Annotated in this window: 15 protein-coding genes and 1 rRNA gene; 14 read left to right on the top strand and 2 right to left on the bottom strand. The window is 52.7% G+C overall.

From position 1 onward, the window contains the following. The first annotated feature begins 102 nt into the window (after positions 1 to 102). Positions 103 to 219: ribosomal RNA gene (rrf, locus tag SD70_RS31035) — 5S ribosomal RNA — on the top strand. A gap of 141 nt (positions 220 to 360) precedes the next feature. On the opposite strand, the gene SD70_RS31030 is transcribed toward rrf, so the two are convergent. After that, positions 361 to 1,302, bottom strand: coding sequence for an SPL family radical SAM protein (locus tag SD70_RS31030; protein WP_231571706.1), 942 nt, complete (start codon positions 1,300 to 1,302; stop codon positions 361 to 363). 762 nt (positions 1,303 to 2,064) lie between these two features. Between SD70_RS31030 and SD70_RS31025 the strand changes: the two genes are divergently transcribed. From SD70_RS31025 to arsC, 3 genes are read left to right on the top strand one after another with little or no spacing between them, the layout of a single operon-like run. Continuing rightward, on the top strand, positions 2,065 to 2,379 hold the full coding sequence (locus SD70_RS31025; RefSeq protein ID WP_041052437.1) for an ArsR/SmtB family transcription factor: 315 nt from the start codon (positions 2,065 to 2,067) through the stop codon (positions 2,377 to 2,379). 16 nt (positions 2,380 to 2,395) lie between these two features. After that, entirely contained in the window at positions 2,396 to 3,037 is a 642-nt protein-coding gene (locus tag SD70_RS31020) for an MIP/aquaporin family protein (RefSeq protein WP_041052436.1), read from the top strand. 13 nt (positions 3,038 to 3,050) lie between these two features. After that, a complete protein-coding gene (gene arsC / locus SD70_RS31015) occupies positions 3,051 to 3,473 on the top strand; it encodes an arsenate reductase (thioredoxin) (protein WP_041052435.1) in 423 nt (140 codons plus the stop codon). Between the two features lie 475 nt (positions 3,474 to 3,948). Here the strand turns inward: arsC and sigZ are convergent, their stop codons facing one another. Next, the gene (gene sigZ, locus SD70_RS31010) at positions 3,949 to 4,548 is read right to left on the bottom strand and encodes an RNA polymerase sigma factor SigZ (protein WP_041052433.1); all 600 of its coding nucleotides are present in this window, start codon (positions 4,546 to 4,548) and stop codon (positions 3,949 to 3,951) included. Between the two features lie 99 nt (positions 4,549 to 4,647). Between sigZ and SD70_RS35510 the strand changes: the two genes are divergently transcribed. The 10 genes from SD70_RS35510 (at position 4,648) to pssA (ending at position 14,490) form a co-directional block, all read left to right on the top strand. Further along, a complete protein-coding gene (locus SD70_RS35510) occupies positions 4,648 to 5,106 on the top strand; it encodes a MarR family winged helix-turn-helix transcriptional regulator (protein ID WP_082053787.1) in 459 nt (152 codons plus the stop codon). A gap of 68 nt (positions 5,107 to 5,174) precedes the next feature. Then, positions 5,175 to 5,651 (top strand): ArsI/CadI family heavy metal resistance metalloenzyme, encoded by a 477-nt coding sequence (locus SD70_RS31000; RefSeq protein WP_041052430.1) that lies wholly within the window; start codon positions 5,175 to 5,177, stop codon positions 5,649 to 5,651. Next, positions 5,642 to 6,130, top strand: a complete 489-nt coding sequence (locus SD70_RS30995; protein WP_041052428.1) for an arsinothricin resistance N-acetyltransferase ArsN1 family A — start codon at positions 5,642 to 5,644, stop codon at positions 6,128 to 6,130. The genes SD70_RS31000 and SD70_RS30995 overlap by 10 nt, the downstream gene beginning before the upstream one ends. Before the next feature lie 263 nt (positions 6,131 to 6,393). Then, a complete protein-coding gene (locus tag SD70_RS30990; protein WP_041052426.1) occupies positions 6,394 to 6,855 on the top strand; it encodes a CtsR family transcriptional regulator in 462 nt (153 codons plus the stop codon). Between the two features lie 39 nt (positions 6,856 to 6,894). Then, positions 6,895 to 7,410, top strand: a complete 516-nt coding sequence (locus SD70_RS30985; RefSeq protein ID WP_041052424.1) for a UvrB/UvrC motif-containing protein — start codon at positions 6,895 to 6,897, stop codon at positions 7,408 to 7,410. Positions 7,411 to 7,441: 31 nt separating this feature from the next. Then, positions 7,442 to 8,512: a protein arginine kinase gene (locus tag SD70_RS30980; RefSeq protein ID WP_156158296.1), complete on the top strand. Its 1,071-nt coding sequence runs from the start codon at positions 7,442 to 7,444 to the stop codon at positions 8,510 to 8,512. A 39-nt stretch (positions 8,513 to 8,551) separates the two neighbouring features. Then, the gene (clpC, locus tag SD70_RS30975) at positions 8,552 to 10,996 is read left to right on the top strand and encodes an ATP-dependent protease ATP-binding subunit ClpC (RefSeq protein WP_041052421.1); all 2,445 of its coding nucleotides are present in this window, start codon (positions 8,552 to 8,554) and stop codon (positions 10,994 to 10,996) included. A 160-nt stretch (positions 10,997 to 11,156) separates the two neighbouring features. Further along, on the top strand, positions 11,157 to 12,527 hold the full coding sequence (gene radA, locus SD70_RS30970) for a DNA repair protein RadA (RefSeq protein WP_041052420.1): 1,371 nt from the start codon (positions 11,157 to 11,159) through the stop codon (positions 12,525 to 12,527). Positions 12,528 to 12,548: 21 nt separating this feature from the next. Next, positions 12,549 to 13,625: a DNA integrity scanning diadenylate cyclase DisA gene (disA, locus tag SD70_RS30965; protein WP_394298040.1), complete on the top strand. Its 1,077-nt coding sequence runs from the start codon at positions 12,549 to 12,551 to the stop codon at positions 13,623 to 13,625. 94 nt (positions 13,626 to 13,719) lie between these two features. Further along, entirely contained in the window at positions 13,720 to 14,490 is a 771-nt protein-coding gene (gene pssA / locus SD70_RS30960) for a CDP-diacylglycerol--serine O-phosphatidyltransferase (RefSeq protein WP_082053786.1), read from the top strand. The last annotated feature ends 186 nt before the right edge of the window (positions 14,491 to 14,676 follow it).

Below are 14,676 nucleotides of genomic sequence, written 5' to 3'. Positions count from 1 at the left end.
CGTGGAGCTGACGAATACTAATCGGTCGAGGGCTTATCCAAAACATAGAGCTTCTACTGCGCAACGTTTCGTATCTAGTTTTCAGGGAATAGCCCTGAACCGTTTGGTGACAATGGCGGAGGGGAACCACGCGTACCCATCCCGAACACGATCGTTAAGCCCTCCAGCGCCGATGGTACTTAGACCGCAGGGTCTTGGGAGAGTAGGACGTCGCCAAGCAGATGAGGACTCATGCGAATGAGGTCCGTTTTATTTTGCCGGCAGGTTCGTACTGGACCGAATATAGAGCACTCACTTCAGCTAAATGAAAAAGCCTTTCTCAAGTTCAAGAGAAAGGCTTTTCGCTATGTGCAGATGCCGCTAGAAGGAGAAGGACAGCTGTACCGGCTCCGCTTCCTCTTCAGCGGCGACAAGCTTTTCGCGGCGTAGCGCGTCTTTGCTATCGAGGCCATGCTGGTTGAGCATCCGTCCGATTGCAGCTTCAATCGGTTCACGGTAATGTTTTGGCGTGTAGCCGGATCCGCTGAACAACGCTGCATATTTTGCTACAAGGTGCGGATAATGCTGACGCAGCGTCTCGAAAAACCACACTTTCACCTCAGACGTGCTTAGCCGCAAAAAACGAGCTCCTAAACAAAACGAAGCCCGGTGCTGCGCAGTCAATCGTACCAGCTCCTCAAGGTCCTCGAGGCGGTCAGTCAAATGCGGTAAAATCGGCGCCATAAAGACGCCGGCCGTAATGCCTGCCTCCGACAGTGCTTGGACCGTTTCCAGCCGTTTCATTGGTGACGGTGTAGAAGGCTCAAGCGCCTTCCACACTTTTTTATCGAGCGTGTTGATGCTGATATTGATGGAGCAGACGGACATGTTGGACAACAGATCCAAGTCCCGCAATATTAAAGGCGACCGAGTCGTTAAGCTGACGGAAACGCCGTATTTGGCGAGTACCTCCAAACAGCCGCGGGTCAGCTTGGCATTTGCTTCGACCGGTTGGTACGGGTCGGTAGCAGTGCCGATAGCAACGTAGTCGAGACCACGCAGGCCGCCGCGGGAACGGCTCATTTTGCGCAGCTGCCCCTCGAGTGCTTCAACAGCGTTGGATTTCAAGAAAATATGATTTTGGAACGTATCGTCCGCTGCAATGCCCAAGAAGGAATGGGTCGAGCGTGCGTAGCAGAAGCTGCAGCCGTGCTGGCAGCCCCGGTAAGGATTGATCGACCACCGGAACGGCATCGAAGGCGCGGAGACTTGATTCAGTATCGACTTGGACGTAATCGGCTCGTATTCAATATGCCGGGCCAAAGGCGGGTCACCAACCTTTCCATTCTTTGTAGTAAAAGCTCCTCTTCGGAACATTTTTAACGATATGCTAAATACAGACGCATGTCTTCTAGAGAGCCACAACAACGGGAACATATGTTTGTTATTTGGAATTATACCATGTATTCGGAGTCAAAGAAAGCTGTGGAAAGCGATTTGTCCTACCAATTTATGCTTGCTGAATGGTCCCCAAAAGAGGGCCTGGTGGATGAAGCAAGCACATTGGGTATAGTTTAGCATCAAAAAGCCCTCACCTTGCTGTTAAGGTGAGGGCTTAATCAACGCAACAGGCTACCCAACAATATCTATCATCTAATTCGGAAAAATACACCGGCATTTCCTTGTTCGACTATTGTAAACCTATTCTTAAGAAGGCAAAAAACAGCTTCTCTTACAGGAGCCCCAACTCTTAAAAACCTTCTGCACGGCTTTGCGCTTCCGATTATACGAACTTTGCCGATCAGTGCAAAATTTCTTTTGCTTCTGACTATGATCACCACATCCGGAAACTTGTTCACGATATCCGCTCCTTTATTCGCCGGGGATATCATAATGTATGGTGTTATACACGGAATTGCCGCGGCGGATAATGCCGATTAAATCGATGTTGGACCGCATTTACAAAAACTTAACTATGTATATATAAGTATTTTCTTATATAATGATTTACAAATTCATAACTGCTGTGGGGCGTTTCTAAAAAAGATTGAAAAGAATGGATGTGCCTATGTAAAGGAGACTTATATGATTGAAATCGATAAAATGGTCGATATCTTGAAACTGCTCGGCGACAAATGCAGGCTAACGATTTTGCTATTATTACAAGAAAAAGAGCTCTGCGTGTGTGAAATCGTTGAAATTCTTCAAACAAGTCAACCGAATATCAGTCAGCATATGCGTAAATTGAAGGATGGCGGACTAGTCAAAGAATCCAAAAGAGGCCAGTGGGTGTACTACCGCCTTGCAATTGAAGATAAGCCTTTTTTGGCCGATTTATTGGCCCACCTCCCGGGCCAAAAAGAACAACTCGATAAAGTTACCTGCGAAGATTGCTGCTAAAATAAGGGGTTCAAACATGTTACGCAATAAACTGATTGCCGAGTTCATAGGCACTTACTTCTTGGTATTTGCAGGTCCTGGCGCTATAGTCATCGATCAAATCACGAAAGAAATCACCCACGTAGGTGTGGCCCTGACATTCGGTCTAGTCGTTATGGCGCTTATTTACACATTCGGACACGTGTCGGGTGCTCACTTTAATCCTGCAGTAACCATCGGCTTTCTCGTACGAAAAGATATTTCTTTGCAAGACGCCTTGTATTATGTGCTCGTTCAATTTGCCGCGGCGCTCTTGGCCAGCTATACGTTACTATTGCTGTTTGGCAACGTCGCTAATTTAGGCGCAACGCTGCCGCGTTCATCTGCGGCTCAGTCCTTTGTTCTGGAATTTATTTTGACGTTTGTGCTTATGATGGTTATTTTAGGCTCGGCGGTACACGGCAAAGCTGTGAAAGGTTTTGCTGGGGTCGCTATCGGCGGCACAGTCGGACTGATGGCGATGTTTGCAGGACCAATTTGCGGCGCTTCAATGAACCCTGCGCGCTCTCTGGGACCGGCTCTGATTTCTGGGGCAACTCAACACTTATGGATATACGTGGCGGCAACAATTCTTGGGGCAATCTCTGCTTCCTTGGTGTATAAAACAATTCACGAATAAGGGGTTAACGAAAATGGGCAAAAAATTAGTTTATTTTCTTTGTACGGGAAATTCATGCAGAAGCCAAATCGCCGACGGATTTTTAAAAGCTCTGGGCGGCGATAAATACGAGGTGAAAAGCGCCGGCCTAGAGGCACACGGTCTTAACCCACGTGCGGTTGCGGCGATGAAAGAAGCGGGTGTCGATATATCAAGCCATACTTCCGATGTGATCGATCCTGAAATTTTGAACAAAGCAGATTATGTAATTACGCTGTGCGGCCATGCAGACGAGCATTGCCCCGCTATTTCCAACAAAAACGTCGTAAAATGGCATTGGGGCTTCGAAGACCCTGCGAAAGCTACCGGCACGGAAGAAGAAATTATGGCTAAATTCCGTGAAGTAAGAGACGCGATTAAAGATCGCATTGGGTTATTTGTGAAAGAAGGAAATTGACGCGAAACGGATGCATAGATGCATGTCCAACCCCTCGTGCTGAGTGGACCAATTCAAAACACAAGAGCGGAGTGAGTATCGTGGCACCCCGCTCTTATGCTTTTAGCAGCAGCAACAAACCGCTTCTTGTTTCCGAATCCGAAAAAGGTTGAACCATCGAATTCGAACTTCTGGCTCTGTTTTTATGATTGGTTCGCGGTAAGAGAAATATTGCTCCATCTCTTTAACGTTCCATTGTGCGATTTTTTCCAAGGCATACTCATTGATCATCTGGACTCGCACCTTTCATTACGAAATAGTTAGCAGCAGCTTGACGGCTTCTTTGAATCTGTTTTGCAGCAGTCCGGCTCGCAGCAATCGTCCTTCCGCTCGGCATCCGTGCAGCAGCAACAGCAACAAGCATCGGTTTTCGCCTCAGTTTCGGTCATTTGAATCAGCCTCCTTTTGTAAATTCACCTGTTAAGACGAAGGTGCTTTAAAAAGGACGCAGATTCCCGAAAAATGAATTCTCGCAGCTCGTACAGCTGCAATCATTCGTTTTCGGCTGAGCATCAATCACATTTCCTAGGCGATCTCTTTCGATTCGGCAGCACTCAAGAAGCAGTTCTTTCACTTTTTCCCTGCCGCGTTGTACCCGGGATTTTGCGCCCGAAACGGATATTCCGAGCCGATCGGCCAACTCCCTCTGAGTGAGATTTTCAAATTCCGTCAACATGATCGCTTCTCTGTATTTTTCCTCTAATCCTTGTATGAAGCACTTAAGCCAGCTGCTCACCACTTGATTGAAATTGCTGTTTTCGTCCGAAGGCTCCGGGAAATCGAGGCCAGCATCGAACGAGGTCTCAGCTTCTTTTCTTTTGGCAGCAGCACGGTAGTGATCGGTTATCGAATTGCGGGCGATATGGTAAATCCAGCTCCTTAGTTTCTTCTCATCCGTTAGAAGGTGGACGGAGCTATGGATTTTCCGAAAAACCTCCTGAAGGATGTCTTCCGCATCATATTTGTTGTTCACTCGTTTTTTTATAAACGTAAGCAACGCTTCATGGAAATCTTTCCAAATATCCGACGTGTTCATGCGGCTCCTCCTCGGGTACCATCTTTCATAATCACATGTTAAAACAAATAGTTGCAAATATCAACTATTGTATGTTATAAATAAATCGGGTGATTAAACATGAAACAGTTACCACAATACGTGGATGTACGAGAAGTTTTGCAGCTTTTGGTCAGACGATTTGGCCTGCTTCAAAAAGACGGAGCACAGTGTTGCGGAGTTTCGGTTGTACAAAGCCACATCATTTACGAGCTTTATAAACGACCCGACATATCCTTAAACGAGCTTTCCGAGCTGCTTAGCATCGATACAAGTACGTTAAGCAGGCAGGTCCAACAGCTTGTCGAGAGCGAGCTGGTGCAACGGCAAGCCGATCCGAAAGATAGAAGGTATGTCGTTCTTTCCTTGACGGATAAAGGTCAAGAGCAGCATAAGGAAATTGCGAAAACCATGGAAGACTATGTGAACGGCATTTTCCAAAATGTCCCTCAGGACAAAAAAGCGCAAGTTCTTGAAAGCCTGCAAATACTCGGCGATGCCATGAGTCAGAGTCCTCATTGCTGCACCCCTCCTCTATAAGAGGAGTTTATTTTCGAATCGTATTTGCAATTGTCAACTATTGCAAAGCGAAAAAGGAGCGATCATAAATGCGGATGCATGTAGCGATTAACGTGAAGAACTTGGAGCAATCTCTTCGCTTTTACAAAATATTGTTTCAAGCGGAGCCGACCAAAGTGAAGGACAACTACGCGAAATTTGAACTCGATAACCCCGCTTTACATTTTTCATTAAACGTTCGGGCTTACGAAAATAAAGGTGTCTTAAATCACTTTGGCTTCCAGGTAAAGAATACGGAAGAAGTTGAGGCCGCGAAGGATCGTCTTCAAGCAGCAGGTCTTGTGCCCCTTGATGAGATGAACACCACTTGCTGTTATGCGGTTCAAGATAAAGTTTGGGTTACCGATCCGGAGGGCAATCCGTGGGAGGTGTTTTACACCAAGAAAGACAGTGAATTCGAAGCGGCAGAAGATCGCGTCATGCCTTCCGCTTGCTGCGCGACTCCATCAAAACCGACAACGACTGTTCCGGTTTCCGAGCTAAGGGGGAAGAGCGAATGCTGCTAATCAGAAGGGCTGCCGATCAAGATTTACCGCGAATTATGCTGATCTACAATCAAGGAATTGAGGATCGTATCGCCACTCTGGAATCGGACGTCAAAGATTTGAGTTTTATGCGGGAATGGTTTGGCAAGCATCAGGGAAGGTATGCTGTGATTGTTGCTGAGAAAGATGGCGTTGTTGTCGGGTGGGCGTCCATTAATCAGTATAATTCCCGTTGTGCCTACGACGGAGTCGGCGATTTGTCGATCTACATAGAACGTGAGTCCCGCGGCAAGGGAATTGGGAAGCGGCTCTTGAATGAGCTGGAAACTCTCGGACGCGATCATGGCTTTTACAAGTTTGTGCTCTTTACATTCCCTTTTAACGGGCTCGGTCAGGGGCTTTACCGGAAGGCCGGATATCGGGAAGTGGGGGTTTTCCAGAATCAAGGCATTTTAGACGGCAATTTCGTCGATGTCATGGCCATGGAGAAACAGTTATAGAAACCAGCTCCTTTAAAGGGCTGTTTCGCTCGATAAGTTTGGCGAACAGTATTCCATTTAAACAGAGACAAATGTGACTGTCCGGCAGAAAAGAACAACAATTTGGTAAATGCCCCTACGGTAAGTAGGGGCATTTTTGTCAATACTATAATTGTCCTTGTACTTTGTTGAAGCCACTTGTCAAAAGAAAGTGTTTTGATTATAATGGAATCAAGGTCAAAGAAAGTCAAAGTCAACCGAGCCTATTACGGAGGAGTTTTACAATGCGTAACGTCTCGGAAGTGATCGAACAATATTTAAAGCAAGTGCTTCACCAAAGCCCCGACGGCATCATCGAAATCCAGCGCAACGAGCTGGCCGACAAATTTCAATGCGTTCCTTCCCAGATCAATTACGTCATCAGCACGCGCTTCACGCTGGAAAAGGGCTACATCGTCGAAAGCAAACGCGGCGGAGGCGGCTACATCCGCATCCAGAAAGTGCAGCTTCATTCGCACGGATCGATTCTGGACTTCGTCTCCAGAACGATCGGCGGGCAGATCGATCAAGCTTCTTCCGAAGGCATCGTCTATCAGCTGGAGGAAGCGAAGCTCATCACCGCCAGAGAGGCGAACATGATGAAAGCCGCCCTTTCGCGCGAAGTTTTGGCCCTTAAGCTGCCGCTGCGGGATGAAGTGCGGGCCGCCATTTTGCGGGCGATGCTGATTGCGATTTTGAGCAAATGATAAACGGCCTAAGCCGTCTCCAAAGGAGATGATCGACCGATGATGTGTCAAGAATGCGGGAAAAAGCCGGCGACGCTGCATTTTACGAAGATCGTCAACGGCGAGAAGACGGAGTTCCATATTTGCGAGTCGTGCGCCCGCGAGAAGGGGGAGCTGATACCGGGTACGAGCGGCGGCTTCTCCATCCATAACCTGCTTTCCGGCCTGCTCGACTTCGAGCCGTCGCAAAGCCAGTCCGCCGCGAAGGTGCATAAGCTGCGCTGCGACAATTGCGGGCTGACGTACAGCCAGTTCAGCAAGCTCGGGCGGTTCGGCTGCAGCCAGTGCTACGAGAGCTTCTCGGAGCGGCTGGACCCTCTGTTCAAGCGGGTGCACGGCAATATCGTGCATACCGGCAAAGTGCCGAAACGTTCGGGCAGCATCATCCAGCACAAGCGCGAGATCGACCGGCTCAAGCGCGAGATGATGAGCAGCATCGAGCGCGAAGAGTTCGAGAAAGCGGCGGAATTGCGCGACCAGATCAAAGAGCTGGAGCGCAAAATGAGCGCGAAGTAGCGGAGACGGATTCCGTGAGGAGGGGATGACCATGATTCCGAAACGTTTTACCGAACAGGCGTTAACCGAATGGATGAAGGGCGAAGGTCCCGAATCCGACATCGTCATCAGCAGCCGGGTCCGCATCGCGCGCAACTTGCGGGATTATCCGTACCCGATGCTGGCCACGAACCAACAGTCGCGCGAAGTGCTGGATAAATTATCGGCCGTCATGCAGCACGAGGATTTGAAGGAGATCAGCCATTTTACGCTTATTCCTCTCGCCGACATGAATGAATTGCAGAAAATGGTCCTGGTCGAAAAGCACCTGATCAGTCCCAATCTGGCCAACGAGTCGCGCAATGGAGCCGTTATTTTAAGCGACAACGAATCGGTCAGCATTATGGTGAACGAAGAGGACCATCTGCGCATTCAATGTTTATATCCCGGCTTTCAAATCAAGGAAGCGTGGGATTTGGCGAACCAGGTCGACGACGTGTTCGAGAAGAAGCTGGAATACGGCTTCGACGAGCGGCGCGGCTATTTGACGAGCTGTCCGACCAACGTCGGCACCGGCATTCGCGCTTCGGTCATGATGCACTTGCCGGGGCTGGTGCTGTCGCAGCAGATCAGCCGCATTTTGACGGCGGTCACGCAGGTCGGGCTCGCGGTGCGGGGCATTTACGGCGAAGGCAGCGAGGCGCTCGGCAACCTGTTCCAGATCTCGAACCAGATTACGCTCGGGCAGTCGGAGGAAGAAATCATCGACAATCTGTACGGCGTCGCCAAGCAGATCATCGAGCACGAACGTGCTGCGCGGCAAAAGCTGGTGCAGGAATGGAAAATGCGCATCGTAGACCGCGTCAACCGCTCGCTGGGGATACTGTCCCACGCTGCGATCATGGATTCGAAAGAGGCGGCGCAGAGACTGTCCGACGTAAGGCTCGGCATCGACCTGAACATAATCCGCGGCGTATCGCCGTACGTGCTCAACGAATTGATGGTGATGACGCAGCCTGGCTTTTTGCAGCAAATTGCAGGAGAAAAGCTATCCCCCGACGAAAGGGATATCAGGCGGGCGCAGCTCATTCGCGAACGTTTTGCAGCATCGCAGCATGCTTGACTCAAATACACGTATACTATTTACACGGAGGTGCGAACTATGATGTTCGGCAGATTTACGGAACGTGCACAGAAGGTGCTTTCTTTAGCGCAAGAAGAAGCGGTCCGGCTGGGCCATAACAACATCGGCACCGAGCATATTTTGCTCGGGCTCATTCGAGAAGGCGAAGGCATTGCCGCCAAAGCGCTTGTCGCGCTCGGACTCGGCCTTGAGAAAATCCAGGACGAGGTCGAATCGCTGATCGGCCGCGGTCAAGAGCAGCCCTCCAACATTGCCTATACACCGCGCGCCAAGAAAGTCATTGAACTGTCCATGGATGAAGCGCGCAAGCTTGGCCATACGTACGTCGGCACCGAGCACATTTTGCTGGGGCTGATTCGGGAAGGCGAAGGCGTTGCGGCGCGCGTCCTCAACAATTTAGGCGTCAGCCTGAACAAGGCGCGCCAGCAAGTGCTGCAGCTGCTTGGCAGCAGCGAGACGGTGTCGCCGAGCCACGGCCAGCACGCGAACGTCAATACGCCGACGCTGGACGGCCTCGCCCGCGACTTGACGGCGTACGCCAAAGAAGGGCACCTTGACCCGGTAATCGGCCGCTCCAAAGAAATCGAGCGGGTGATCCAGGTGCTGAGCCGCCGCACGAAAAACAACCCGGTGCTCATCGGCGAGCCCGGCGTCGGCAAAACCGCCATCGCCGAAGGGCTGGCACAAAAAATCATCAACAACGAAATTCCCGAAACGTTGAAAGATAAACGCGTCATGACGCTCGATATGGGTTCTGTCGTGGCCGGAACGAAATACCGGGGCGAGTTTGAAGACCGCCTGAAAAAAATCATGGACGAAATTCGCCAAGCGGGCAACATCATCCTGTTCATCGACGAGCTGCATACGCTGATCGGCGCAGGCGGAGCGGAAGGCGCCATCGACGCTTCGAATATCCTGAAGCCGGCGCTGGCACGCGGCGAGCTGCAGTGCATCGGGGCCACGACGCTCGACGAATACCGCAAATATATCGAGAAAGACGCTGCGCTGGAGCGCCGTTTCCAACCGATTACGGTCGACCAGCCGTCGCCGGAAGAAGCGATCCTTATTTTGCAAGGTTTGCGCGACCGGTATGAAGCCCACCACCGGGTGAAAATTACCGACGAGGCGATCCGCGAAGCGGTCATGCTGTCGGACCGCTACATCACCGACCGCTTCTTGCCGGATAAAGCGATCGATCTGATCGACGAAGCGAGCTCCAAAGTTCGTTTGCGGTCGTACACCGTGCCGCCGTCACTCAAGCAGCTGGAAAACAAGCTGGAGGAAATCCGCAAGGAGAAAGACGCCGCGGTGCAGAGCCAAGAGTTCGAGAAGGCGGCGTCGCTGCGCGATACGGAGCAGAAGCTGCGCGAAGAGCTCGACTCCACCCGCAACCAATGGAAAGAAAAGCAGGGCCGGATGGACATGGAAGTAACGCCTGAGGATATCGCTCAAGTCGTGGCCAGCTGGACCGGCATTCCGGTCAGCAAGCTGGCGGAAGAAGAAACCGAACGGCTGCTGAAAATGGAAGACATCCTGCACAGCCGCGTCATCGGCCAGGAAGAAGCGGTCAAAGCGGTGGCCCGCGCCATCCGCCGCGCCCGCGCCGGCCTGAAAGACCCGAAGCGTCCGATGGGCTCGTTCATCTTCCTCGGACCGACGGGCGTCGGCAAAACCGAGCTGGCCCGCGCCTTGGCCGAATCGATGTTCGGCGACGAGAACGCGGTCATCCGCATCGACATGTCGGAGTACATGGAGAAGCATTCCACGTCCCGCCTCGTCGGGGCGCCTCCGGGATATGTCGGCTACGAGGAAGGCGGCCAGCTGACCGAGAAAGTGCGCCGCAAGCCGTACTCGGTCGTGCTGCTCGATGAGATCGAGAAGGCGCATCCGGAAGTGTTTAACATTTTGCTGCAAGTGCTGGAAGACGGCCGCCTGACCGATTCCAAAGGGCGTACGGTCGATTTCCGCAACACCCTGATCATTATGACATCGAACGTAGGCGCCGAAGCGATCCGCAAAAATACGACGCTCGGCTTCACGGCGACGCAGGATGCCGGCCGCGAATACAACAATATGAAAGACAAAGTCATGAACGAGCTCAAGAAGAGCTTCCGTCCGGAATTCCTGAACCGGATCGACGAAATCATCGTCTTCCACTCGCTCGACGAGCAGCATATCGCCCGTATCGTTTCGCTCATGGCGGACGATCTGCGCAAACGGCTGAAAGAGCAAGAAGTCGACTTCCTTCTGACGGAGAGCGCCCTCAAGTTTCTGGCCAAAGAAGGGTTCGACCCGACGTACGGCGCGCGTCCGCTGCGCCGCGCTATCCAGAAGCACATCGAGGACCGTCTGTCCGAGGAGCTGCTCAGAGGGGCCATCTCCAAAGGAGATTCGCTGACGATCGACGAGAAGGACGGCGAGCTGGTCGTCGAACGGACCGAGAAAGCAACGGCGAACAAATAATCGAATGTAGCTGCGGTTCACCTGAACGCTCCGCACCGCTCAGCCTTACGGCTGGGGTGCGGAGCGTTTGTCGCTTTTTGGCGATAGGACTTTCAACGGCTGCCTAAACGTGATAAACTTTGAAAATAGAGGACTGGAAAAAAGATGGGGAACAGAAAAAATGAGTAAGCCGAAAACGAAGTTTTGCTGCCAGGATTGCGGCTTCGAATCGCCGAAGTGGATGGGCAAGTGTCCGGGCTGCGGAGCTTGGAATACGATGGTCGAAGAGATCGAGACCGTAGTCAAGACGCAAGGATTTCTGTCATCATCCGCTTTGAAAACGAAAGAAAAGCCAATGCCGATCATACACATAGAAAGCAGTCCCGAACAGCGCGTGCTGACCGACAATCAGGAGCTCAACCGCGTGCTGGGCGGCGGCATCGTCCCCGGCTCGCTCATTCTCGTCGGCGGAGATCCGGGCATCGGCAAATCGACGCTGCTGCTGCAGACGTCGTACGCGCTGGCCAAGACCGGGCAGAAAGTTTTGTACATATCCGGCGAGGAATCGGTCAAGCAGACGAAGCTTCGGGCCGACAGGCTCGGCGCCATGTCTCCGAACTTGTACGTGCTGTGCGAGACGAATCTGGAGCTGATCGAAGAGGCGATGAACGAGATCGGCCCCGATTTTGCCGTGATCGATTCCATTCAGACGGTGTATCACCCGGCGATTCAGTCGGCTCCGGGGACCGTATCGCAAGTGCGCGAGTGTACGGGACATTTTATGCGCGTGGCCAAGGTGAAGGGGATCGCGACGGTGCTTGTCGGGCATGTGACGAAGGAAGGCGCGATCGCCGGACCGCGCATGCTCGAGCATATGGTCGATTGCGTGCTCTATTTCGAGGGCGAGCGCCATCATACGTACCGCGTGCTGCGCGCCGTCAAAAACCGGTTCGGCTCGACGAATGAGATTGGTATATTCGAAATGCGGGAAGCCGGGCTCGTGGAAGTGAGCAACCCGTCCGAGCTGTTTTTGCAGGAGCGGCCGCTCGGCGTATCGGGCTCTACCGTTGTGGCCAGCATGGAAGGCACGAGGCCGGTGCTGGTGGAAATTCAGGCGCTCGTCTCGACGACGAACTTCCCTTCGCCGCGGCGGATGGCGACCGGCATCGACCATAACCGGCTAGCGCTCATTGTTGCCGTGCTGGAAAAGCGGATGGGGATGTTCCTGCAAAATCAGGACGCGTACCTGAACGTGGCCGGGGGCGTCAAGCTGGACGAACCGGCGGTCGACCTGGCGGCGGCGATCAGCATCGCCTCGAGCTTCCGCGACAAGCCGACGCAGCCGTTCGACGTCGTTTTCGGCGAAATAGGACTAACGGGGGAAGTGCGCGGCGTATCGCGCGTCGATCAACGGGTGAGGGAGGCCCAGAAGCTCGGCTTCAGGCGGGCCATCGTCCCGGAAAAAAGCCTCAAAGGATGGACTCCACCGGCAGGCATCGACATCATCGGAGTCGAGACCGTGGCGGACGCGCTAAAAGCTGCGCTAGGATAAGCGGCAACAGGAGGACGGATGATGAGCAAACCAACGAAGAAAGACGTTATGAGCGAGCTGCTCCAGCTCGTCGCGCCCGGGACGCCGTTCCGCGACGGTCTTGAGAACGTGCTTCGGGCGAAAACCGGCGGCCTCATCGTTGTCGGCTACAGCGACGAGTTGATGGAGGTTGTCGACGGGGGCTTTTTTATCAACTGCGACTTCTCGCCTAACTATTTATACGAGCTGGCGAAAATGGACGGGGCGATTATTCTTAGCGAAGATATTAAGAAGATTTTATATGCCAATACGCAGCTCATTCCCGATCCGTCGATCCCGTCGATCGAGACGGGGATCCGGCACCGGACGGCGGAGCGGGTGGCGAAGCAGACCGGCAAGCTGGTCGTGTCCATCTCCCAGCGGCGCAACGTCATCACCTTGTATCAAGGCGATTTGCGCTATGCGCTAAAAGATATCGGCGTCATTTTGACGAAAGCGAATCAAGCGATTCAAACGCTGGAAAATTACCGGTCCGTGCTGCAGCAATCGCTAACCAACCTCGGCGCATCGGAATTCGAGGAGCTCGTGACGCTGCACGACGTAGCCAATGTGATGCAGCGTATCGAGATGGTGCTGCGCATCCGGGCCGAAATCAAACGGTACATCAACGAGCTCGGTACGGAAGGGCGGCTCATCTCGATGCAGCTCGACGAGCTGGTAGGCAATACCGAACAGGAAGCGATGCATCTCATTCGCGACTACGTGCGCGAGCTGAGCGAGGAGAAGGTGAAAGAAGTGAAAGCGGCGCTGAAGGCGCTGTCGCCTGACGAGCTGCTCGATCCGCAGGCGATGATCCGTCTGCTCGGCTACCCGTCCACCAACTCGATTCTGGAAGAGCCCGTCTCGCCGCGCGGGTTCCGCGTCCTGAGCAAAATCCCGAGGCTGCCGTCCGTCATCATTTCAAATCTGGTGGAAAAATTCGGGTATTTGCCGCATATGATGATGGCAACGATCGAAGAGCTGGACGAAGTGGACGGCATCGGCGAAGTCCGGGCCCGTACAATCAAGGAGGGGCTGAAGCGCATCCAGGAGCAATTGTTCATTGACAGGCATATTTAAATTGCATACAATCAGGAAAGTAATCGCGGGGACAAGAGTCAGACTGAACGGCCTCGTTCCGGGGCATAGTATAGCAGAGGTGGTCTAAGAGGCTATGATACGTAAATCGCTACCCAGTATGTTTACCGTCGGCAACTTGTTTCTCGGGGTACTGGCGATCATACTCGTTTTCAATAATAATTTCGAGAGAGCCGCGATTTTGGTCATCATCGCCATGCTGCTCGACAGCTTGGACGGCCGCGTCGCCCGCGCCCTGAACGCGCAAAGCGAATTCGGCAAAGAGCTCGATTCGCTCTCGGACGTGATCTCTTTCGGCGTCGCTCCGGCTTTCATCATGTACGTGGCCGCTTTCACCGAGATGAACTCGGCGACCGCCTGGATCGTGACGGCGATTTTCCCGATTTGCGGCGCGCTTCGCCTCGCCAGATTCAACGTCATCGCCGGCATTCCCGGCTACTTCATCGGCTTGCCGATCCCTGCCGCCGGCGGCGTCCTGTGTACGCTGGCCTTGTTCCATGCCGAGCTGAATCCGTATATATTGCTGCTCAGCACGCTGCTGCTTTCGTTCCTGATGGTGAGCACGATCAAATATCCGAGCTTCAAGAAGGGCGGCATTCCGAAGGCCGCTTGGTATATCACTCCGGTCATTATTGCGGTGGCGGTGTACGTGGGCGTCAAATACCCGGGCTCCATCGGCAAAATGATCCTCATCCCGCTGCTCCTGTACGCGCTCTATGGCCTAAAAAAAACGGTGATCTGCTTCTCGCCCGCATGGCGCGGCGCCTGCGCCGCAACCGGGGGCGCTCCCGGCATATCGACGAGACGTACAAATCGGATACAAGAATGTAACTGCAAAAAAGCCTGAAGTCCGTCGTGAAGTGCACCCCTTAGAATAGACATTGGAAAAACCCCTAGGTTAATCCGATGATTTCTAAGGGGTGCATTTTTATGGCAGTCAAGGGTCAGAAGTTTAAAAAGTATCCAGAGGAATTGAAGAAAGAAGCTATTCGCCTTCATATGGAGGAGAAGTGGACGTATCGGCAGATTACTG

This window comes from Gordoniibacillus kamchatkensis (assembly GCF_000829455.1).
Lineage (GTDB): Bacteria > Bacillota > Bacilli > Paenibacillales > NBRC-103111 > Gordoniibacillus > Gordoniibacillus kamchatkensis.
Note: the sequence above shows the minus strand (reverse complement) of the source record. Positions and strands in the feature narration are given on the sequence as shown.